19 protein-coding genes and 2 tRNA genes are annotated in these 20209 nt (G+C 72.1%); 14 read left to right on the top strand and 7 right to left on the bottom strand.

Annotated features, from left to right (window positions below; genetic code table 11):
* Nucleotides 1–5 precede the first annotated feature (5 nt).
* Nucleotides 6–494, bottom strand: coding sequence for a YajQ family cyclic di-GMP-binding protein (locus tag AB0230_RS09000; protein WP_315995083.1), 489 nt, complete (start codon nucleotides 492–494; stop codon nucleotides 6–8).
* Between the two features lie 106 nt (nucleotides 495–600).
* On the opposite strand from AB0230_RS09000, the gene AB0230_RS08995 reads away from it, so the two are divergent.
* The 4 genes from AB0230_RS08995 to AB0230_RS08980 all read left to right on the top strand — a co-directional run bounded on the left by AB0230_RS08995 (nucleotide 601) and on the right by AB0230_RS08980 (nucleotide 2678).
* Nucleotides 601–1080 (top strand): hypothetical protein, encoded by a 480-nt coding sequence (locus tag AB0230_RS08995; RefSeq protein WP_315995082.1) that lies wholly within the window; start codon nucleotides 601–603, stop codon nucleotides 1078–1080.
* A 46-nt stretch (nucleotides 1081–1126) separates the two neighbouring features.
* On the top strand, nucleotides 1127–1627 hold the full coding sequence (locus tag AB0230_RS08990) for an FBP domain-containing protein (RefSeq protein ID WP_315995081.1): 501 nt from the start codon (nucleotides 1127–1129) through the stop codon (nucleotides 1625–1627).
* On the top strand, nucleotides 1624–2505 hold the full coding sequence (locus AB0230_RS08985; protein WP_366375282.1) for a PfkB family carbohydrate kinase: 882 nt from the start codon (nucleotides 1624–1626) through the stop codon (nucleotides 2503–2505). The genes AB0230_RS08990 and AB0230_RS08985 overlap by 4 nt, the downstream gene beginning before the upstream one ends.
* Before the next feature lie 91 nt (nucleotides 2506–2596).
* A tRNA-Tyr gene (locus AB0230_RS08980) sits at nucleotides 2597–2678 on the top strand.
* Nucleotides 2679–2831: 153 nt separating this feature from the next.
* Here AB0230_RS08980 and AB0230_RS08975 read toward each other — a convergent pair.
* Both AB0230_RS08975 and AB0230_RS08970 read right to left on the bottom strand, forming a co-directional pair.
* A complete protein-coding gene (locus AB0230_RS08975; protein ID WP_315995079.1) occupies nucleotides 2832–3185 on the bottom strand; it encodes a hypothetical protein in 354 nt (117 codons plus the stop codon).
* Nucleotides 3186–3277: 92 nt separating this feature from the next.
* Nucleotides 3278–3652, bottom strand: coding sequence for a hypothetical protein (locus tag AB0230_RS08970; RefSeq protein WP_366375280.1), 375 nt, complete (start codon nucleotides 3650–3652; stop codon nucleotides 3278–3280).
* A gap of 147 nt (nucleotides 3653–3799) precedes the next feature.
* Here AB0230_RS08970 and AB0230_RS08965 point away from each other — a divergent pair, with 147 nt between their 5' ends.
* Nucleotides 3800–4228 (top strand): MarR family transcriptional regulator, encoded by a 429-nt coding sequence (locus tag AB0230_RS08965; RefSeq protein WP_315995077.1) that lies wholly within the window; start codon nucleotides 3800–3802, stop codon nucleotides 4226–4228.
* Here AB0230_RS08965 and aztA read toward each other — a convergent pair.
* Complete coding sequence (gene aztA, locus AB0230_RS08960; RefSeq protein ID WP_366375277.1) at nucleotides 4200–4898, bottom strand: zinc ABC transporter ATP-binding protein AztA; 699 nt, start codon at nucleotides 4896–4898, stop codon at nucleotides 4200–4202. The two genes, AB0230_RS08965 and aztA, sit on opposite strands and share 29 nt — an antisense overlap.
* 47 nt (nucleotides 4899–4945) lie before the next feature.
* On the opposite strand from aztA, the gene aztB reads away from it, so the two are divergent.
* The 4 genes from aztB to aztD are packed head-to-tail and all read left to right on the top strand — an operon-like array spanning nucleotide 4946 to nucleotide 9152.
* Complete coding sequence (gene aztB / locus AB0230_RS08955) at nucleotides 4946–5800, top strand: zinc ABC transporter permease AztB (protein WP_366375274.1); 855 nt, start codon at nucleotides 4946–4948, stop codon at nucleotides 5798–5800.
* Nucleotides 5801–5814: 14 nt separating this feature from the next.
* Nucleotides 5815–7020, top strand: coding sequence for an ABC transporter (locus tag AB0230_RS08950; RefSeq protein ID WP_366375272.1), 1206 nt, complete (start codon nucleotides 5815–5817; stop codon nucleotides 7018–7020).
* Nucleotides 7017–7922, top strand: a complete 906-nt coding sequence (gene aztC / locus AB0230_RS08945; protein WP_363578297.1) for a zinc ABC transporter substrate-binding protein AztC — start codon at nucleotides 7017–7019, stop codon at nucleotides 7920–7922. Before AB0230_RS08950 ends, aztC begins: the two co-directional genes overlap by 4 nt.
* Nucleotides 7923–7955: 33 nt before the next feature.
* Nucleotides 7956–9152 carry a zinc metallochaperone AztD gene (aztD, locus tag AB0230_RS08940; protein WP_366375270.1) on the top strand — a complete coding sequence of 399 codons (1197 nt, stop codon included), beginning with the start codon at nucleotides 7956–7958 and terminating at the stop codon, nucleotides 9150–9152.
* A gap of 93 nt (nucleotides 9153–9245) precedes the next feature.
* On the opposite strand, the gene AB0230_RS08935 is transcribed toward aztD, so the two are convergent.
* Nucleotides 9246–10133, bottom strand: coding sequence for a LysR family transcriptional regulator (locus AB0230_RS08935; protein ID WP_363578298.1), 888 nt, complete (start codon nucleotides 10131–10133; stop codon nucleotides 9246–9248).
* Nucleotides 10134–10232: 99 nt separating this feature from the next.
* On the opposite strand from AB0230_RS08935, the gene AB0230_RS08930 reads away from it, so the two are divergent.
* The gene (locus AB0230_RS08930; RefSeq protein WP_366375268.1) at nucleotides 10233–13718 is read left to right on the top strand and encodes a bifunctional proline dehydrogenase/L-glutamate gamma-semialdehyde dehydrogenase; all 3486 of its coding nucleotides are present in this window, start codon (nucleotides 10233–10235) and stop codon (nucleotides 13716–13718) included.
* A gap of 64 nt (nucleotides 13719–13782) precedes the next feature.
* Here AB0230_RS08930 and AB0230_RS08925 read toward each other — a convergent pair whose 3' ends face one another.
* A complete protein-coding gene (locus tag AB0230_RS08925; protein WP_366375267.1) occupies nucleotides 13783–14457 on the bottom strand; it encodes a pyridoxamine 5'-phosphate oxidase family protein in 675 nt (224 codons plus the stop codon).
* Nucleotides 14458–14538: 81 nt separating this feature from the next.
* Here AB0230_RS08925 and AB0230_RS08920 point away from each other — a divergent pair, with 81 nt between their 5' ends.
* A complete protein-coding gene (locus AB0230_RS08920; protein WP_366375265.1) occupies nucleotides 14539–15942 on the top strand; it encodes a PLP-dependent aminotransferase family protein in 1404 nt (467 codons plus the stop codon).
* Here the strand turns inward: AB0230_RS08920 and AB0230_RS08915 are convergent.
* Entirely contained in the window at nucleotides 15939–17528 is a 1590-nt protein-coding gene (locus tag AB0230_RS08915) for an NAD(P)/FAD-dependent oxidoreductase (protein ID WP_366375264.1), read from the bottom strand. The genes AB0230_RS08920 and AB0230_RS08915 overlap by 4 nt on opposite strands.
* A gap of 61 nt (nucleotides 17529–17589) precedes the next feature.
* Between AB0230_RS08915 and AB0230_RS08910 the strand changes: the two genes are divergently transcribed.
* The 3 genes from AB0230_RS08910 to AB0230_RS08900 all read left to right on the top strand — a co-directional run bounded on the left by AB0230_RS08910 (nucleotide 17590) and on the right by AB0230_RS08900 (nucleotide 20197).
* Nucleotides 17590–18387, top strand: a complete 798-nt coding sequence (locus tag AB0230_RS08910; RefSeq protein ID WP_315995066.1) for an inositol monophosphatase family protein — start codon at nucleotides 17590–17592, stop codon at nucleotides 18385–18387.
* A gap of 240 nt (nucleotides 18388–18627) precedes the next feature.
* On the top strand, nucleotides 18628–20058 hold the full coding sequence (locus AB0230_RS08905) for a peptidoglycan DD-metalloendopeptidase family protein (RefSeq protein ID WP_366375263.1): 1431 nt from the start codon (nucleotides 18628–18630) through the stop codon (nucleotides 20056–20058).
* A gap of 67 nt (nucleotides 20059–20125) precedes the next feature.
* Nucleotides 20126–20197, top strand: a tRNA-Thr gene (locus AB0230_RS08900).
* The last annotated feature ends 12 nt before the right edge of the window (nucleotides 20198–20209 follow it).

Raw genomic sequence — 20209 nt, 5'->3', positions numbered from 1 at the left:
CGGGCTCAGCGGTAATTCGTGAACTGCAGGTCGACGTCGAGGTCGGCGGCCTTGAGAAGGCGCTGCACCTCCTGCAGGTCGTCGCGCGACTTCGACTGCACGCGCAGCTCGTCGCCCTGAATCTGCGACTTCACGCCCTTGGGGCCTTCGTCGCGGATGATCTTGCCGATCTTCTTCGCGTTCTCCTGCGAGATGCCCTCCTTCAGCGTGGAGGTGATGCGGTATTCCTTGCCGCTCTGCACCGGCTCGCCGCTGTCGAGGCTCTTGAGCGAGATGCCGCGCTTGATGAGCTTGGTCTGGAACACGTCGAGCACGGCGTTCGCGCGCTCCTCGGAGTTCGCCTTGATGACGATCGACTCGCCGCTCCACGCGATGGAGGCGTCGGTGCCCTTGAAGTCGTAGCGCTGCTCGACCTCTTTGTGCGCCTGGTTGAGGGCGTTGTCGGCTTCCTGCCGGTCGATCTTGGAGACGATGTCAAACGATGAGTCAGCCATGATCCAAAGGTACCGGCGCGCAGGAGTGGCGTCCCGGGGCTGGACGTCGTGTCCCTCGAACGCACAGCGCCTCGACACCCGGCGCGGTCGCGCCTAGCGTCGGGTGATGGCCGTGCGTGGAACACCCATCGTCCTGACCGTGCTCGCTCTGGTGGTGATCGGAGCCGCGGGGTGCGCACCCGACGCCGAACCGGCGACCGAGCCTTCCCCGGCGCCGACCGCCACGCCGGTGTCGCAGACCCCCCGTCCGTACGCGGTGCCTTCCGCCGGGCCCGCCGAGGTCGCCCGTGCCGTCTTCGAAGTGGTCGACGGGGTGAACACCACCGACACCGTGCTCTCCGACGCCTTCGACGCGGGCGACGCGCTGACGGTCTCGGGCCAATGCGAAGGAGGGGAACGGATGACGTATGCGCTGCGCGACTCCACCCCGGACGGGGAGGGTGCCGTGCTGACCAGCGGGACGTTCCGGTGCGACTCCTCGGCGCCGCAGGGGAACACGTACGGCGTCGGGTTGTCGGGCACCGTGCAGGTCGTGCTCACCGTCGATTCGGACACGGAACGGGCCTGGGTGACGGTGACGAAGTGAGACCGGCAGGCGCCACGGCTCCGTGTCGCTCGTAGACTCGGATGCCATGCGAGCACTCACCGAAGACGAGGTCAGGGACGCGTTCGTCAACGCCACCCCCGACGAGCTGCGGATCATCGCCCTACCCCACGACTTCCTGCTGGCGGACTGGGACCACCTCGACTTCCTCGCGTGGCGCGACCCCCGCACGCGCGGGCGCGGCTACGTGCTCACGGAGCACGACGGCGAGCCCACGGCTGTCGTGCTGCGGGCGGCCGAGGGGCAGTCCCGCGCGCGGTCGGCGATGTGCAACCTCTGCCACACGATGCAGCCCGGAGACCAGGTGTCGCTGTTCACGGCGCGCAAGGCCGGCGAGGCGGGAGAGCACGGCGACACCGTCGGCACCTACATCTGCGCCGACCTGTCGTGTCACGAGACGGTGCGCCTCGCGGCCCCGCTCGCCCCTAGCGAGATCCGCGCGAGCGTCGACCGCAAGATCGACGGCACCAAGCGCCGCACCGAGGAGTTCGTCTCGCGCGTGCTCGATGCCGCGGAGGTGACGCGGTGACCGGACGCGTGGTCGTGATCGGCGACGCCCTCATCGACGAGCTGCGAGACGAGACGGGCGTGCGCGAGTTCGTCGGCGGAGCGGGGCTCAACGTGGCCGTGGGCCTGTCGAGGCTCGGAGTGCCGGCATCCCTCATCGCCATGGTCGGAGACGACGACGCGGGGGAGCAGATCCGCCGCTACCTCGAGCAGTACGACGTCGAGCTGCTCGCGAGCCCGTCGGAGCACGGCACGTCGCGCGCGGTCAGCACGCGCTCGCCGGGTGGCGAGCCCGAGTACGTGTTCAACGACGCCGCCCAGAACCGCCGCGTCTCGTACGGCGACGCCGAGCACGCCGCGATCGCCGCCGCCCCGATGGTCGTCGTGAGTTGCTTCCCCTTCGACGATCGCGAGCAGACCGACCTGCTCGTGGATGCCACGGCCTCGCCGTCGACGCCCCTCGCGATCGACCCGAACCCCCGCAGCGGCATGCTCCACGATCGCACCGAGTTCGTCCGCGGCTTCGAGAAGGCGGCATCCGGAGCGCTGCTCGTGAAGGTCGGCGAGGACGATGCGCGTCTGCTCTATGACGCGCCGCTCGAGCAGCTCCGCGAGAAGCTCGTCGCCCTCGGCGTCGGCGCGGTGCTGGCGACGTACGGCGCCGGGGGAGCGGCGATCGACGCCGACGGCACCTCGGTGTCGCGGGGGATCTCCGAACTGCCGGGCCGCATCGTCGACACGATGGGAGGGGGCGACGCCGTGCTCGCCACGACCGCCGCCCTCGTGCGCGACCGCCTGCCCGCGACGGCGGAGGAGTGGGATGCCGTGCTCTCGCGCGCCATGGACGTGGCCGCCGCCACCTGCCGACACGAGGGAGCACTGCTGCGGACGCCCGAATGACGGCGCGCGTGGTTTGAGGCACCCCTCCGGGGATAGTAGAGTGGTTTCTCGCGCCTCTGGTCGACTGAGAAAGCCGGGCGGGTGCGCATCTGGCGAGTTACCCAAGCGGCCAAAGGGATCTGACTGTAAATCAGACTGCATTGCATTCGGGGGTTCGAATCCCTCACTCGCCACCGGAAGAACAAACCCCTCCTCGCGGAGGGGTTTTTCTTTTCCCGAGCGGGGATCGTCCGCGCGGTCGCGCGCACGGCGACGGGGCGACGCGAGATCGGGACTCGACGACGCGGAGACTCCGCGTCCGCCGCCCCGCGGCGACGCATCGCCCATCAGCAGGCGGCGAGCAGCGCCTTCGACTTGGTCTCGAGGAACGCGACGAGCGCGCCGAGGACGTTGACCTCGTTGCCGAGGTTGACGAGCTCGACCGCACCGAGCTCGATGGTGGCGTCGCGTGCCTCCATCGTCGCCTTCCACGTGCCGTCGCCACCCGCGATCGGCTGCAGGTAGGTGATCGTCTTGGCGTTGCTCAAATCGACGACGATCAGACCGATGTCGGCGTCGGGATCGGCGTCGTCATCCTGCTCCAGGACACGGATGTCGCTGCCGGTGAGGTAGCCGAGGCCGCGGAAGTCCGTCAGCCACGCCTCGAGCAGCGCCTTGTCGAGCAGCTTTCGTACCGGCATCCGTCACCTCGATTCAGGCGCATGAATGTCACACGCCCCCCACATTATGGAGGGCGTGGGGGGCGTGCGGCGCCGGGTGGCGAAGCGTGGTATCAGGCGGCTCGCACCGGGCGGCCGGCTGCAGCCGTGCGAGCGGAGTGGACCGGCGTACGGGATGCCTGTTCGGCGGCCTCCCACGTGCGGGTGTCCACGACGAGGCCGGAAGCGGCGTTCGCCTGATCGGCCAAGGAGCGGAGGTAATCGCCGACGAGCTGCTCGGGCTCGGGGGATTCGAAGACGAAGCGCAGGGGGATGGCGGGCTGGAGCCAGATGGTCGAGCGGCCGCTCTCCTCGTCGGTGCCGGTCCAGGTGAGCGTGAAAGACTCCCCGCGGCGCAGCTTCGTCGACGTGATCACCTTGATGTAGCCCATCAGGCGATCGGGGAGGGAGATGGGGGCGGTGTCGGAACCGTAGAACAGCGTGGCCATGATGATCTCCTTCGTCGAGTGGTCGGGTCGCGTTGACTTCTAACGTACCACGTATTTCACGCTGTTAATTATCTTCGCGAAATATTCGGATTCCTCACTAGAGTGGAGTCGAGCGATCGGCCGGATCGCACTCGGAGGGGGGTCGACATGTCGCTTCCCTCTGCGTTGCTCTCGGCGCTCGACGACTACGTCGCGGCCCGCGACGAGGCCATCGCCCGCGCGCGTCGTGACCTGAACGTCAGCGAACTCGAGGCGTCGGCCATGTCGTGCATCGCCGAAGAGCCCGGTATCCGCCCGTCCAACCTGCGCGCGCATCTCGGAGTCACCGCCGCCGGTGTCACGACGCTCGTCGATCGCCTGATCGGCCGTGGCCTGTTGCGACGTGAACTCGACGCCGAGGATCGCCGCGTCAACCACATCTACCTCGAGGTCGACATGGATGACGAGCCGTGGGTGGCGCTGCGACGCTTCCCCCGCGAGGTCGAAGAGGCCGTGCGCTCCGAGCCGGCCGACGTCGCTGCCGCCGCCGCGGAGATGCTCGCGCGCATCACCGAGCGCGTTCGCGCTCGAAGCTGACGCCTTCGACCCCGCTGCGCACGACGCGGCCGTCGGCCAGCTCGACGACGTGATCGGCGGCGGCGATGAGGCGCTGGTCGTGGCTGACGCACACGACCGTGGCTCCGTGCTCGATCTCGCGGGCGACGGCCGTCCGGTTGAGCTTCGCGCTCGCCGCGTCGAGGCCGGTCGTGGGTTCGTCGAGCAGCAGGACGTCGGCGCCGCGGGCGAGCCCCTGGGCGAGGAGGGCCCGCTGCCGCTGGCCGCCCGACAGGATGCCGAAGGGGCGCCGCGCGAGATCCGCGATGTCGAGGCGGCGCAGGGCGTCGTCGATGGCTGTGCGGTCGGCGGGCCGCAGGCGGCGGAACGGCCCCGTTCGTCCCCATGCGCCGATCGTCACGACGTCGCGCACGGTCAAGGGGAGGTGCTCGCCCACCGCCGCGCGCTGAGGGACGAACGAGCGTGAGGACCCGTGGGTGTCGACGCGCCCGGACGACGGCTCGCGAGCCCCCGCGAGGGCTTCGAGCAGCGTCGACTTGCCGGCGCCGTTGGCGCCGACGATCACGGTGAGACGGCCGCGCGCCACGACGAGCCCCACTCCGTCGAGTGCGGTCGTGTCGCCGAACGACACGCGCACGGCGTGGGCGGTGAGGGCGGCGACGGGTTCGGGAGGGGGGTGCACGGCATCCATCATACGAGTTTGAGAATCGTTATCACTTAACGCTACGGTCGGACATCGTGTCCTGGCTCACCGATCCCTTCTCCCTCGACTTCGTGATGCGTGCCCTGTGGGGCGGCGTCCTCGTGGCCGTGCTGTGCGCGGTGGCGGGTACCTGGGTGATCGTGCGGGGGATGGCCTTCCTGGGCGAGGCGCTGGCCCACGGGATGCTCCCCGGCGTCGCCCTCGCGACCGTCGCGGGCGTGCCGGTGCTGTTCGGTGCGGCCGCGAGTGCCATCGTGATGAGCCTCGGTATCGGCGCCCTCCAGCGCCGGGCGAAGCTCTCGTACGACACGAGCATCGGGCTGCTGTTCGTCGGCATGCTGGCGCTCGGTGTGATCGTCATCTCGCACGCGGGGAGCTTTGCGACGGATTCCACGGCGATCCTGTTCGGCGACATCCTCGCGGTCGGCGCGGACGATCTCGTCGTGCTCGCGATCGCCGCCGCGATCGGCGTGGCCACGGCGGTGCTCGCCCATCGCGCACTCGTCGCCGCCGCCGTGGACGAGCGCGTCGCGACGGTGCTGGGGCTGCGTCCCCGGATCGCGCAGACGGTGCTCGTCGGCCTGGTCACCCTCGCCGTGGTCGCGTCGTACCAGGCGGTCGGCTCGCTCCTGGTGGTGGGTCTGCTCGTCGCCCCCGCGGTGGCGGCGCGGCAGTGGACCGCGCGCATCCCGACGACCATGCTGCTCGCCGCCGTCGTGGGCTCCGCCGCCGTCGCCGTGGGCCTGCTCGTCTCCTGGCACGCGGCCACCGCCGCGGGCGCCACCATCGCCGCGACCGCGATCGCCGGCGCCGGGCTGTCGTGGGTGCTCCGCGCGACCGTCGACGCCGTCCGCCGCCGCGCGGCATCCCCCATTCCTCTTTCCGTCTGACCCGAAGGCCCCCCATGCTCTCCGCCCCCCGCCGCTGCGCCCTCCTGGGCGCTCTCGGTCTCCTCGTCCTCACCGGCTGCGCCGCTCCGGCCGCGCCCGCCCCGGAGCCCTCCGCCGACACGCACGGCGCGATCGACGGCGCCGCAGAGCTCGCCGAACCCGCACTGGGCCTCACGACCATCGACGCCGCAGGGAGCGTTACGCACCTCGACCTGCTCGAGGAGACGACCGTCGAGATCGGCAGCGTGCGCGCGCCCTCCTCGGTGCACTCCGACGGGCGGTACCTGTTCGCCGCCGACGACGAGGGCGTCTCGATCGTGGACAGCGGGGTGTGGACCTGGGACCACGTCGACCACTTCCACTACTACCGGGCCGAGGCGCGGGTGCTCGGCTCCGTCGAGGGACGGGGAGTGGCGACCGTGGCGACGTCGAACTCGTCGACGACGGGAGGCACGGGGCTGTTCTTCCCCGCCTCGGGCGAGGCGGTGCTCCTCGACACCGAGGCGCTGTCGAAGGGCGAGGTCGTCGAGCGGTTCCGGCTCGAGCGTCCCGCCGGAGGGGGCCTGGTCGTCCCCGTCGGATCGTTCGCCGCCGTCGCCTCGGCGGGCGAGGTGACCCTGCACGCGGCCGACGGTGACGAGGTGGGCGCACCCACCCCGTGCATCGACCCGGCCGGCACCATCACCACGCGGGTCGGAGCGGTCATCGGATGCCGCGACGGGGCGCTCCTCGTCACGGTCGCCGATGCGGGCGCGGTCATCGAGCGGATCGCCTACCCCGCGGGGACGACCGCGCCGCGCGCGACGGTCTTCGCGAACCGCGAGGGCCGCCCGACCGTCGCCGCCCCCGCCGGGGAGGCGGGCGTCTGGATGCTCGACACCCGAGAGCGCACCTGGAACCTCGTGCCGACGGCCGAGCCGGTCGTGCAGGCCACGGCCGTCGACGACAAGGACGCCCACCTGCTCGCTCTGACGGCGGACGGGCGTGTGCTCGTGCTCGACGGCGAGACGGGGGAGCTGCGGGCGGCATCCGTACCGCTGGTGGGCGCGAGCCTCGCCGCCGGGAAGCCGGTGTCGCTGATCGCCGATCAGCAGCGCGCCTACCTCAACGGCCCCGCGGAGGGTCGCCTGTGGGAGCTCGACTTCGCCGACGGCGCGCGCGTCGCGCGGGAGTTCACGCCCGGGGATGTTCCGCTCTTCGTCGCGGAGACGGGCCGATGACGGGGCGACGGGCGCTCGCCGCGGCGCTGACCGCCGCACTGCTCGCGCTGACCGGGTGCGCCGGGGGAGCGGCATCCGACCGCCCGCTGGTCGTCGTGACGACGAACATCCTCGGCGACGTCGTCTCGCATCTGGCCGGTGACGAGGTCGAGGTGCTGACCCTCATGCGCCCCGGCGCCGATCCGCACTCGTTCGAGATCTCGGCGGCCGAGGCCGCCCGCATGCGCTCGGCCGACCTGCTCGTGGCCAACGGCCTGGGGCTCGAAGAGGGGCTGCAGCAGCACCTCGACGCCGCGTCCGCCGACGGCGTCGCGACCTTCGTCGCGGGGGACGCCGTCGAGGTGCTGCCCTACAGCTCGACCGACGCCGACGGCGCTGACGACCCGCACTTCTGGACCGACCCCGCGCAGATGATCGCGGTCGTCGACGCCCTGTCGCCGGTGCTCGAGGAGTTCGGCGGGACCGCCGTCGCCGACCACGCCGCCGCGTATCGCGCCGAGCTCGCGACGCTGGATGCCGACATGACGGCCGCGTTCGCCGCCATCCCGGCCGAGCGGCGGGCGCTGGTGACCAACCATCACGTGTTCGGCTATCTCGCCGATCGGTTCGGATTCCGCGTGATCGGGGCGGTCATCCCCGGCGGCACGACCCTCGCCGCACCGAGTGCGAGCGACCTGGCAGACCTGGTCGCGGCGATCGACGCGGCGGGAGTGCCGACGATCTTCGCGGAGTCGTCGTCACCGGATCGACTCGTGCGCGCGCTCGCCGACGAGGCCGATCGGCGGGTCGAGGTGACCGAGCTGTTCACCGAGTCGCTCACCGACGCCGCGGGCGACGCCCCCGACTACCTGACCATGATGCGCGTCAACACGGAGCGCATCGCCACCGGCCTGTCGCCGTAAGCGACCGGTCACCACCTGAGAGAGAGAAATCACATGCGCACTTCCTCCTTCCGCCGCGCGGGCCTGCTCGCGCTCGCGGTCGGCGCGACCGTCGGCCTGTCCGCCTGTGCGGGCGGCGCCGGTTCGGCCGCCCCCGCGTCGAGCGCCCCCGCCGACGCGGCGACCCGGGTCGCCCTGTCGTACCCCGGCGGCATCCTCGTGCTCGACGGCGACACCCTCGAGACCCTCGGCGACATGCCGAGCGAGGAGTTCACCCGGCTCAACCCCGCGGGCGACGGCCGTCACGTCATGGTCACCACGAGCGCGGGCTTCCAGGTGCTGGATGCCGGCGCCTCCGGCGTCGAGCCGGAGCTCACCGACCTCGTGTTCGAGGCGTCCAAGCCCGGTCACGTCGTCACCCACGGCGGGACGACCGTGCTCTACGCCGACGGCACGAGCGACTCGACGATCTTCGACAGCGACGCCCTCCTGGCATCCACCGATTCTCTTCCCGCGGTGCAGACCGTCCCCGGCGTCGAGGCGCACCACGGTGTCTCGATCGTGCTGGAGGACGGCACGTTCCTCACCACCGTGGGCACCGCCGACGGCCGCACGGGCGTCGTGGCGAAGGATGCCGCGGGTTCCACCATCGCCGAGAGCGCCGACTGTCCGGGCGTGCACGGCGAGGGCACCGCGAAGGACGAGGTCGTCGTGTTCGGCTGCGAGAACGGCGCGCTCGTGTTCGACGGCGGTGCGTTCACCAAGCTCACCGCCCCCGACCAGCCCTACGGCCGCATGGGCAACGCCTACGTGAGCGAGACCAGCGCCCTCGTCGTCGGCGATTACAAGGACGACCGGGATGCCGAGGGCTACCTGCTGCACCGCGTGGCGCTGATCGACACCGCCGCGAAGACCCAGCGCGTGATCGACATGCCCGAGGGCGCGGAGTACACCTTCCGCGACGTCGCGCGGGGTCCCGGTGAGCTCGCGTACGTGCTCTCGTCGGACGGCGCGATCCACGTGCTCGACCCGGCGACGGGGGAGTTCACCGACGCCTTCCCGGTGATCGACGCCTGGGAGGGCCCGGTCGAGTGGCAGGACGCCCACCCCGCCATCAAGGTCTCGGGCGACATCGCCTACGTCACCGAGCCGGCGAAGAACACCGTGCACGCGGTCGATCTCACCACCGGCGAGGTCGTGAAGAGCGTGACGCTCGCGCAGACGCCGAACGAGATCGCCCTGACGAAGTAAGCGGCGCTCGGCTCCCCTCGCAGATGCGCGCGTCCTCACCGGGCCGCGGCGGACTTCTGCGAGGGGAGTGCGCGTCTGCGACCCGGGTGCGTCTCACCGTCCGCCCCGGTCGTACGCCACTTGCAGCGCCGCGCGCACCGCACGGACGCCGGGGCGGTCGGCGGTTCCGCGGCGCACGGCCGTGAACACCTCGCGTCGGGGCTCGCCCGGCAGGTCCACGAGTCGCACGGGAGGCGCCTCACCCGCGAACACGAGGTCGGGGATCATGCCGACGGCGTGACCGGATGCCACGAGCCGCGCGTGCGCGGTGAGATCGGCCATCTCGAACCGCACGTCGGGCTCGAACCCCGCCGCCCGGCACTGCTGGGTGGCCCACTGACGAGCGGCGGTGCCCACCGGTTCCATCACCCACGCGCGGTCGCGGAGATCCTCGAGCCGGTGCGCCGCATCGCCCGGCGCGACGGCCAGGCGGATGGCATCCCGTCCGAGGAGTCCGCGTTCCAGGCCCTCGCGATGCTCGCGCGTGTGACCCGGGTACTGCTCGGCGACGGCGAGGTCGAAGCCGCGGGCGGCCACCTCGAACAGTCCCTCCTCGGGGGCGAGCTCGGCCACCTCGACGCGCAGCTGCGGCTCGCTGGCGGCGAGGGCGTCGAGGGCGCGCGGGAGCAGACCGTGCGCCGCGGACTGCATCACGGCCACCCGCACCGGGGCGAGCGATGGCCGCATGCGTTCGAGTTCGGCGCGAGCGGCTTCGTCGGCGGCGAGCATGCGGGCGGCATGCGCGGCCAGAGCGGCGCCCTGCGCGGTGAGGCGCACCCGCCGTCCGTCGGGCTCGAGCAGCGCGACCCCCGCCTCCTTCTCGAGCAGGGCGAGCTGCTGCGAGATGGTCGACGGACTGTACGACAGGGCCTCGGCGACGGCCGCGAGGGTGCCCCGCACCGACAGTTCGTGCAGCAGGCGGAGTCGGCGCAGATCGAACACGGCATCCCTTCGGTTCTCTCGATCAGTATGCGTCAGTATTCATCGCTTTTCTCGAACGGATGCGAACCTCATGCTGAGAGCATCCGAGGAAGGATCGCCATGTCGCTCACCGATGTCCCCGACACCACGTCCGGCACCACGTCCGGCACCACCCCCGCTCCGCCGTCGCCGCAGGAGCTCGTGTCGCCCGCCGAGCTCGCCGATGAGGCGATCGCCCTCGTGCGCCGCTGGCTCGCCGAGAGCCGGGAGGAGCCGGTCGATGTCTCGGCCCAGCGCCTGGCCGGCGTGCTGCGCGACCCGCACGGCCTCGACTTCACGGTGGGATTCGTCGACGGCGTCGTGCGTCCCGAAGACGTGCGCGTCGCCGCGCGCAACCTCGCGGCGCTCACCCCGCTCATCCCCGGGTTCCTCCCGTTGCACCTCAAGGCCGCGATCCGTCTCGGCGCCTTCGCCGCGCCGATCCTGCCGCAGGTCGTGGTCCCCGCCGCGCGGACGGCGCTGCGCTCGATGGTGCGCCACCTCATCGTCGACGCCACCGACCGCAAGCTCGGCGAGGCCATCACCTCGATCCGCGGCCGGGGAGACGGCATCCGCCTCAACGTGAACCTGCTCGGTGAGGCGATCCTCGGTAAGAAGGAGGCCGCGCGTCGTCTGGCCGGCACCCGCAAGCTCCTCGCGCGCGACGACGTCGACTACGTCTCGATCAAGGTGTCGTCCACCGTCGCCCCGCACACGCCGTGGGCGTTCGACGCGGCCGTCGCCGACGCCGTGGCGGCCCTGCGCCCCCTGTACCGGGTCGCGAAGGAGACGGGCACGTTCCTGAACCTCGACATGGAGGAGTTCAAAGACCTCGACCTCACCCTCGCCGTCTTCGAGACGCTGCTGGGCGAGCCCGAGTTCCACGGCGTCGAGGCCGGCATCGTGTTGCAGGCCTACCTCCCCGACGCGCTCGCCGCGATGATCCGCCTGCAGGAATGGACCGCCGCGCGGGTGGCATCCGGGGGAGCCCACATCAAGGTGCGCGTCGTCAAGGGCGCGAACCTGCCGATGGAACGCGTGGATGCCGACGTGCACGACTGGCCGCTCGCCACCTGGCCGTCGAAGCAGGCGACCGACGCCTCGTACAAGGCCGTGCTCGACTACGCGCTGCGCCCCGAGCACACCGCGAACGTGCGGATCGGCGTCGCCGGGCACAACCTCTTCGACGTCGCCCTCGCCTGGCTCCTCGCCGAGCGCCGCGGCGTGACCGGCGGCATCGACGTCGAGATGCTCCTCGGCATGGCCACCGCTCAGCAGGCCGTCGTGCGTCGCACGGTCGGTTCGATCCTGCTCTACACCCCCGTCGTGCACCCGCAGGAGTTCGACGTCGCGATCGCCTACCTGATCCGCCGCCTCGAAGAGGGGGCGTCGAGCGAGAACTTCATGTCGGCGGTCTTCGACCTCGACACCCATGCGGCCCTGTTCGCCCGGGAGCGCGACCGCTTCCTGGCATCCCTCGCCGACATGCCCGAGGGCGTTCCCGCATCGAACCGCGTGCAGGACCGCACTGCTGCCGCGGCCCCCGCGCCGATTCACGGCTTCCGCAACACCCCCGACTCCGACCCGGCGATCGAGGCGAACCGCGACTGGTCGCGGGCGATCGTCGCTCGCATGGAGGAGTCGACCCTCGGCGCGCAGACCATCGCCGACCACACGGTCACGGACGAGACCGCGCTGAACGCGATGATCCAGGACGCCGCGGACGCCGCCGCGTCGTGGCGCGCGCTCGGGGCCGCCGGTCGCGCCGACATCCTGCACCGCGCCGGAGATGCGCTCGAGAAGCGCCGCGCCGACCTGCTCGAGGTCATGGGCGCCGAGTGCGGCAAGGTCATCGAGCAGAGCGACCCCGAGGTGTCGGAGGCGATCGACTTCGCCCACTACTACGCGGAGCAGGCGCGCACCCTCGAGACCGTCGACGGCGGGACCTTCACCCCGGTCGGTGTGACCGTGGTCACGCCGCCGTGGAACTTCCCCGTCGCGATCCCCGCCGGCTCGACCCTCGCGGCGCTCGCCGCCGGATCCGCCGTCGTCATCAAGCCCGCGGCCCTGGCCGAGCGCTCGGGCGCCGTCATGGTCGAGGCGCTGTGGGAGGCCGGCGTGCCGCGTGAGGTGCTGCAGCTCGTTCAGGTGTCCGAGAACGACCTCGGCCGACAGCTCCTCACCCACCCCGCCGTCGAGCGGGTCGTGCTGACCGGCGCCTACGAGACGGCCGAGCTGTTCCGCTCGTTCCGCCCCGACCTGCCGCTGCTCGCCGAGACGAGCGGCAAGAACGCCGTGATCGTCACGCCCAGCGCCGACCTCGACCTCGCGGCGAAGGACGTCGCGATGTCGGCGTTCGGACACGCGGGGCAGAAGTGCTCGGCGGCATCCCTCGTCGTGCTCGTCGGTTCGGTGGCGCGCTCGCGTCGCTTCCGCGACCAGCTCGTCGACGCGGTCACCTCGCTCGAGGTCGGGATGCCGTGGGACGAGGCCTCGCGCGTCGGGCCGCTCATCGAGCCGGCGCACGGCAAGCTCCTGCAGGCGCTCACGACCCTCGAGCCCGGCCAGCGCTGGGTGGTCGAGCCGAAGAAGCTCGACGACGACGGCTCGCTGTGGCGCCCCGGCATCCGCGAGGGCGTCCAGCCCGGCAGCGCCTTCCACCGCACCGAGTACTTCGGACCCGTGCTCGGCATCATGACCGCCGAGACGCTGGACGAGGCGATCGAGATCGTCAACGCGATCGAGTACGGCCTCACCTCGGGGCTGCACGCGCTGGACTCCGCGGAGATCGACACCTGGCTCGCTCGCATCGAAGCCGGCAACGTCTACGTCAACCGCGGCACCACCGGCGCGATCGTGCAGCGGCAGCCGTTCGGCGGGTGGAAGAAGTCGGCCGTCGGCGCGGGCACCAAGGCCGGCGGACCGCACTACCTCTTCGGGTTCGGAACGTGGGCGGATGCCGAGACCTCGACGCCTCACACGCCCGACGCCCTCGCCGCTCCGGCGCTGGCCGCCGTGCCCGCCGCCGACCGCGACTGGCTCGCCGAGGCGCTCGCGAGCGACGCCGCCGCGTGGGCCGAGGAGTTCTCGCTCGCCCGTGACGTGACCGCGCTGGAGTCGGAGCAGAACGTGCTGCGCTACGCCGCCGTGCCGGTCACCGTGCGGGTCGAGGACGCGTCGGCGTCCGCCCTCGTGCGCGTGGTCGCGGCGGGCGTGCGGGCGGGCTCCGTCGTGACCGTGAGCGCCGCCGCCGAGCTGTCGCCCGCCGTGCGCGCGTGGCTCGAGGGCGTGGGCGTCCGCGCCGCGGTGGAGGACGCCGCGGACTGGGCTCGCCGCGCGGCGCGCCTCGCGCGCACCGGCGGGCGCGTGCGCCTGCTGGGCGGCTCGACGCTCGCCGTCGCCGAGGCCACGGGAGGGTCGCCGTCTGTCGCGGTGTACGCCGGAGAGGTCACGCGAGCCGGACACGTCGAGCTGCTGCCGTTCCTGCGCGAGCAGGCCGTGTCGATCACCGCGCACCGGTTCGGCACGCCCCGCCGGTATGCGGTGCCGCCGCTCGTCCGCCGCTGAACGTCGTCGAAGGCGGGGTCGCTCCTTTCCGGGGCGACCCCGCCTTCCCCGTGTCCGGTCGCGGCTACGCCGTGCCCGACGCCGCGATGCGCGCCGCCGCGCGGCGCACCGAGGCGGGGACCGGCGTCCCCTCCGTCGTCTGCGCCGACGTCACCGGCTCTCCGGCGACGACCCGCAGCGGCAGCATCCCCGCCCAGACGCGGCGATCCTCGCCGTCGTCGTCCTCCTCGACGAGCGACCCGGCGTTGTCCTTCACGCTCGCCTCGGCGAGGGGGATGCGCAGCACCATCGTCGCAGCGAGCTCGCGGGCGTTCATCGGCCGGACGTCGGAGCTGCGCCCGGGCATGAGGTGCTCCGACAGGGCGAGCAGAGCCGCCTCCTTCTCCTCGGGCGGAACGACGGATGCCACGCCGTGCACGACCGCGCACCGGTACCGCATCGAGCTGTCGAACAGGGAGCGCGCGTACTTCAGCCCCATCAGGTGCGTCACCGTGACGCAGACGGGCGTGCCCGCGGCGAGGCGGCGGAAGAAGTCGCTGCCGGTCGACCCGTGCACGAGGAGGTCGTCGCCGTCGCGACCGATGCCGACCGGGAGGGCGATCGGGCGGTCGTCGCGCACGATCGCGAGAGTGGCGGACAGGGCGCCGTCGATCACGTCGTACAAGGCTGCGCGGTCGGTGACCTGGTGGTGGGCTCCGCGGCGCACACGGGTCAGGGTCGTCAGGGGCAGATCGGTCATGGGTCGATCTCACCCCGCCGCGTGGATCATGGCCTAGTCCGGTTCTGTGGCGATCGAGTGGACCGGTGACAGAATCGGGTCGTGATCGACGTCGGCATCCTGGATCGCAGCGCGCCCGTCCCGCTGCACGAACAGCTCGCGCGCGGCATCCGAGCGGCGGTGCTGGCCGGGCGCGTCCGCGGCGGTGACGACGTGCCGTCGACACGCGCGCTCGCGGCCGACCTCGGGCTCGCGCGCGGGACGGTCGTGGCGGCCTACGAGATCCTCGCGGGGGAGGGGTATCTCGTCGCCCGACCAGGCGGGGGCACGGCGGTCGCCGACATCGCGCGCCCGGTCGCGGCGTCGTCCGCCGCCACGTCGACGTCGCCCGTGCCCGCGGCGAGCGCCCCGGTCGTCGACCTGCGTCCCGGTCGCCCCGGCACCGCGGGCATCGCCGACGTCGCGTGGCGGTCGGCCTGGCGTCGGGCGAGCGCGATCGAGGTGGCGCCCGACGTGGCCGATGTCACGGGCGACCCCGCGCTGCGTGCGGCGATCGCGGCCCACCTCGGGCGCACCCGCGGCCTCGACCTCGCACCCGACGACGTCATCGTCACCGCGGGCACGAGCGACGCGATGCTGCTCACCCTGCTCTCCCTCTCGCCCCGCGGCTCCCGCCTGCGCGTGGGGATCGAGAACCCCGGTTACCCGCGTGTCCGTCGCCTGCTCGGCCGCCTCGGCGCGGAGGCGGTGCTTCTGCCCGTCCGGCTCGATAGGGGGTTCGACCTCGACGCCTTCGAGGCGCACGACGACCTCGACGCCGTGATCGTGACCCCGCACCATCACTACCCCCTGGGAAGCCGACTGGATGCCGCTGCCCGCTCCCGCCTGCTGGAGGGGGCAGCGCGCGTCGGCGCGGTCGTCGTCGAGGACGACTACGACAGCGAATTCCCGCACGGTCGGATGCCCCTGGCGCCGTTGCATCTGCTCGATCCCGTGAACGTGGTGTCGATCGGCACGCTGTCGAAGGTGCTCAGTCCGGCGCTGCGCTGCGGCTGGATCGTCGCGACCGGTGTCCTGCGCGATCGGATCGTCGAGGCGCGCACCGACCTCGACCCGCCGGTGTCGCAGGTCCAGCAGCGCGCGCTCGCCCTCTATCTGGCGGAGGGCGCTCTGGCCCGGCACACCGCTCGCCGCCGCCGCGACTACCGCCACCGCCGCCGGCTGCTCCTGGATGCCTTCGCCGCGGTCGACGGCGTGACGCTGACCGCGACCGACGGTGGGCTGCACGCGGTGGTTCTGCTCGACGACGCCCCACCGGCGTCGGAGCGGGCGATGGTCGACGCGCTCGCCGCCCTCGGCATCCTGGTCTCGCCCCTGACGTCCTATGCGGTGCCGGGGACCGCCGCGGACCTGCCCGCGGGCATCGTGTTCGGCTATGCCGAGCCGCCCACGCCCTCCCTGATGGATGCCGTCGGCCGGATCATCGCGGTGGCGCGCGGTCTCTAGCCCTCCAGGATCTCCAGCGCCGCCATCGCCGCGTTCTGCCCTCCGATGCCGCTGACCGCCCCGCCGCGCTGCGCGCCGGAGCCGCACACCAGCACGCGCGGGTGAGGTGTCGCGACGCCCCACCGGGCGGCGGGCGTCGACGCGGGGGCGTCGAGCCACGGCCACGACAGTGCGCCGTGGAAGATGTCGCCGCCGATCATGTTCAGCGACTCCTCGAGGTCATGGGTCGTGCGCGCCTCGATGCAGAGTCGCCCGTCGGGGGCGCGGAGGATGCAGTCGCGCAGCGGCTCCGCGATGACCGATTCGAGCGAGGCCTGCGCCGCCGCCAGCAGCTTCGCGCCCGCGGCGACGGGATCCATGTCGGCGATGAGCCGGTGCGGCACCTGCAGCCCGAACATCGTCAACGTCTGTGCGCCGTCCGCGACGAGGTGGTCGCCCAGGATCGACGGGTCGGTCAGCGAGTGGCAGTAGATCTCGACGGGGAGCGGCTCGGGGATGAGCCCTCCGGATGCCGCCGCGTACGCGGCATCCACCTGGGTCATGGTCTCGTTGACGTGGAAGGTCCCCGAGAAGGCGGCCTCGGGAGTGACCGATCCGTCGCGCAGGCGGGGAAGGCGCGACAGCAGCATGTTGACCTTGACCTGAGCGCCCTCGGGCGTCTCGGCGCCCGTGGTCGCGCTCCCGCCCGCGGACAGCAATCGGTCGAGGGCGGCGCGGCCCACGCCGCTGAGCACGAGCTCGCCGTGGAACACCTCGGAGCGGTCGGTCATGGTGTGAACGTCGCCGTCGGGCGAGATCGAGACGACCTCGACGCCGGTGAAGATCTCGACGCCCGCCTCGAGAGCGGCTCGCTCGAGCTCCTTCGTGATGGCACCCATGCCGCCCACGGGCACGTCCCAGTCGCCCGTCCCTCCGCCGATCACGTGGTACAGGAAGCAGCGGTTCTGCACGAGCGAGGGGTCGTCGGAGGTGGCGAAGGTGCCGATGAGTCCGTCGGTGAGGGCGATGCCGCGCACGAGATCGCTCTCGAACGACCGCCGCAGCAGGTCGCCCAGGGGCCGTGTCGTCAGCGCGTCCCACAGGTCGTCGTCGCCCACCCGGGCGCGCAGCTCCTCGGCGGTCGGCAGGGGATCCGTCATCGTCGGGAACACCGCCGCGGCCAGCGGGGCGAGGCGCTCGCCGAAGGCCGAGAACCGCTCCGCCTCGGCGGCGCCCTCGTCGCCCAGGGTCCGGACGAACGACGCGGTGGTCGCCTCGGCATCCTGGGTGTCGATCAGGATTCCGCGGGACGGATCGCGCGGGTCGGGTGTGTACGACGAGTACCGACGCCGTTCGAGCGTGATCCGCAGCCCGAGGTCGTCGATGATCTTCTGGGGCAGCAGGCTCACCAGGTAGGAGTAGCGCGACAGGCGGGCATCGACGCCGAACCACGGGCGTTCCGAGACGGCGGCACCGCCCACGGCCTCGGCTTTCTCGATCACCGCCACGCGGCGCCCGGCCTGGGCGAGGTAGGCCGCGGCGACCAGGGCGTTGTGCCCGGCCCCCGCGATGACGACGTCGTACCGGCGAGAATCCGAAGCGGTCATGACCCCACGCTAACCAGGGCGACGAATTCCGCGCAGGGGGTGGCGCACTAGCGTGGATGCCATGACCCTTCCCGCAGAACTGCTCGACATCGCCGCGCGCATCGCCCGTGAGGCCGGCGAACTCGCCCATCGCCGTCGACAGGAGGGGGTGACGGTGGCCGCGACCAAGTCGGCCGCCGCCGACATCGTCACCGCCGCCGATCGTGAGGTGGAGGCGTTCATCCGCGCGGAGCTCGCGCGCGAGCGACCCGACGACGGGTTCTTCGGCGAGGAGTCCGGGGCCGAGGAGGGCACGAGTGGGATCACCTGGGTCGTCGACCCCATCGACGGCACCGTGAACTACGCCTACGGCATCCCGGCGTGGGCCGTCAGCATCGCCGCGGTCGAGGGCACCGCCGAGACGGCGGCGTGGACGGCGCTCGCCGGAGCCGTCTTCAACCCCGTCACGGGCGAGTTGTTCACGGCTTCGCGCGGCGGGGGAGCGTGGCTCGGCGACCGACGTCTCGCGGTGAGCGAGGTGGGCCCCGCCGGCGGCCTCGTGGCCACCGGCTTCGGCTACAACCCCGAGACCCACGGTCCGGCGCTCGACCAGCTGGCGCGCGTCATGCCGATCGCTCGCGATGTGCGCCGCATCGGTGCGGCCTCCCTCGACCTGGCCTCGGTGGCCGCGGGGCGCGTCGACGCCTACTACGAGCGCGGCACGCAGCCCTGGGACCACGCGGCCGGTTCGCTCCTCGTGCAGGAGGCGGGCGGCACGGTGGGTGGGGCGCCCGGCGGGCGCCCCGGCAACGGCATGGTCATCGCCGCCGGGCCGGCCTTCTTTGACCGCCTGGAGCCCCTGCTCGACTACGACAGGTGAAAAGGCGGGGCGCTCATGGCATTCCCAGACCGCCCGAGGTAGGGTGTTTACCAGTTCGTTATTTTTCCGCGACCCGAACCTGCGGAAAAGGCCAAGCCCCCAAAGCCCGAAGCCGTCGCGCCTGCGACACGACACGAGAGCCCCCGCGCGTTGCCGTCAGAAGCCCCCGAGACTGAGCCCGCCCCGACCCGGCGGTCTCGTCGCCCCCTCGCCACGCCCGCCGCCGAGTCCGCTCCGCGATTGACCCGCGCCGAGATGCGCCGTCTCGCCGCGAGCGAAGCACCCACCGCGGTCGTCGACGAGCCCGCCCCGAAGCCCGCCGATCCGGCCCCCGTCGACGCCGAAGCCGCCTCTCAGCCCGAGCTGATCGAGAACGTCGCGATGGCCGTCATGGAGACCGTCATCGCCGCGACGATCGAGCCGACGCTGCCCGACCGCGACACTGTCGCGGAGGGTCCGGCCGACGGCGCCGCAGCCGACGAGGCGGACGCCCTCGAGGTCACCGTCGTCGAGGAGCGCCGCTCCGACGAGGTCGCCGTCATCCTGCAGAGCGCCGACAGCGACGTGGCCACCACCCCGGTCTCGCTGCCGACCTCGCCCATCACGCTTCCGGTCACCCGCCGCTCGCGTCGTCGCCCGGCATCCTCGGTCATCATCGACTCCGCCGTCGACGACGCCGTCGCCGCCGAGCCGGTCGACGAGAGCCCGGATGCCGCCGTCCCCGCGCTCGCGGCCTCCGTCGCCGCCGACGAGCCCGTCGCATCGCCCTCCGCGTCCGCGGACGAGGCCGACGAGTTCGCCACCGCCGCGCGACTCTTCGCCTTCACGGGCGAGACCGCGATCCAGTCGCCGATCGTCGCGCCCCAGGAGCCTGTCGCAGAGGGGCTGCCCGCCGCGGCGGCGGCCGCTCCCCGCACCCGCCGGAACGTCCGGCGCATCGCGGCCACGTCGTTCTCGGTGGGCGTCATGGGCGTCGTCGGCCTGCTCACCGTCGGCATGACCATGCCCGTCAGCGCCCTCGCCTCGGCGAGCGGCACCGACAGCGTCACGGCCCCGGCCGCGTCCGCCACGACCCGCCTCGCGGTCGGCGGCAGCGACGTCGCCGCCGGCGACGGCGAGATCCAGGCCTACGTCGCCCCCGCGCAGGCGCAGGCCGGTGTCGTCGACCGCGCCGACGACGGCTACAGTGCCACGACCTACGCGAAGATGGCTCTCGATTCGGGCATCACCCGCCCGTCCGACTTCTACGTCAACGACCCGACCGCGCCCATTCAGTGGCCCTTCGCCGTGGGTGTGTCCATCTCGTACGGCTTCGGCATGCGCGACGGCGGCTTCCACGAGGGTGCCGACTTCGTTCCCGGCGAGGGATCGCCCGTTCAGGCCATCGCCGACGGCACCGTGCGCATCGCGACCGAGCAGGGCGGCGCCTTCGGCGTCACCGTGCTGATCGACCACGAGATCGACGGGCAGCTCGTCTCGAGCCGCTACGGCCACATGCAATACGGCTCGCTCCAGGTCACGCAGGGCGAGAAGGTCCACGTGGGTCAGTTCCTCGGTCGCACCGGCAACACCGGTCGCTCCTTCGGCGCGCACACCCACGTCGAGATCCTCCAGAACGGCACGACGCCGATCGACCCGATCGCCTGGCTGCGCCAGCACGCCGGAGGATGACCCTCGATTCGTAAGAGAGTGTCTCGGTCTGATATTCTCTTCTAGTTGCCCGGAGCGATCCGGGTACGCCCCGATAGCTCAGTGGCAGAGCACTTCCATGGTAAGGAAGGGGTCGTCAGTTCAATCCTGACTCGGGGCTCAAGCATTCGGT

The sequence above is a fragment of the Microbacterium sp. NPDC089190 genome, assembly GCF_040701795.1.
GTDB lineage: Bacteria > Actinomycetota > Actinomycetes > Actinomycetales > Microbacteriaceae > Microbacterium > Microbacterium galbum.
This window is presented reverse-complemented; position numbering and strand designations above follow the sequence as displayed.

Coding starts and splice junctions, on each gene's coding strand:
- AB0230_RS09000 (WP_315995083.1), bottom strand. CDS start 494: ATGGCTGACTCATCGTTTGACATCGTCTCCAAGATCGACCGGCAGGAA.
- AB0230_RS08995 (WP_315995082.1), top strand. CDS start 601: ATGGCCGTGCGTGGAACACCCATCGTCCTGACCGTGCTCGCTCTGGTG.
- AB0230_RS08990 (WP_315995081.1), top strand. CDS start 1,127: ATGCGAGCACTCACCGAAGACGAGGTCAGGGACGCGTTCGTCAACGCC.
- AB0230_RS08975 (WP_315995079.1), bottom strand. CDS start 3,185: ATGCCGGTACGAAAGCTGCTCGACAAGGCGCTGCTCGAGGCGTGGCTG.
- AB0230_RS08970 (WP_366375280.1), bottom strand. CDS start 3,652: ATGGCCACGCTGTTCTACGGTTCCGACACCGCCCCCATCTCCCTCCCC.
- AB0230_RS08965 (WP_315995077.1), top strand. CDS start 3,800: ATGTCGCTTCCCTCTGCGTTGCTCTCGGCGCTCGACGACTACGTCGCG.
- aztA (WP_366375277.1), bottom strand. CDS start 4,898: ATGGATGCCGTGCACCCCCCTCCCGAACCCGTCGCCGCCCTCACCGCC.
- AB0230_RS08950 (WP_366375272.1), top strand. CDS start 5,815: ATGCTCTCCGCCCCCCGCCGCTGCGCCCTCCTGGGCGCTCTCGGTCTC.
- aztC (WP_363578297.1), top strand. CDS start 7,017: ATGACGGGGCGACGGGCGCTCGCCGCGGCGCTGACCGCCGCACTGCTC.
- aztD (WP_366375270.1), top strand. CDS start 7,956: ATGCGCACTTCCTCCTTCCGCCGCGCGGGCCTGCTCGCGCTCGCGGTC.
- AB0230_RS08930 (WP_366375268.1), top strand. CDS start 10,233: ATGTCGCTCACCGATGTCCCCGACACCACGTCCGGCACCACGTCCGGC.
- AB0230_RS08925 (WP_366375267.1), bottom strand. CDS start 14,457: ATGACCGATCTGCCCCTGACGACCCTGACCCGTGTGCGCCGCGGAGCC.
- AB0230_RS08915 (WP_366375264.1), bottom strand. CDS start 17,528: ATGACCGCTTCGGATTCTCGCCGGTACGACGTCGTCATCGCGGGGGCC.
- AB0230_RS08910 (WP_315995066.1), top strand. CDS start 17,590: ATGACCCTTCCCGCAGAACTGCTCGACATCGCCGCGCGCATCGCCCGT.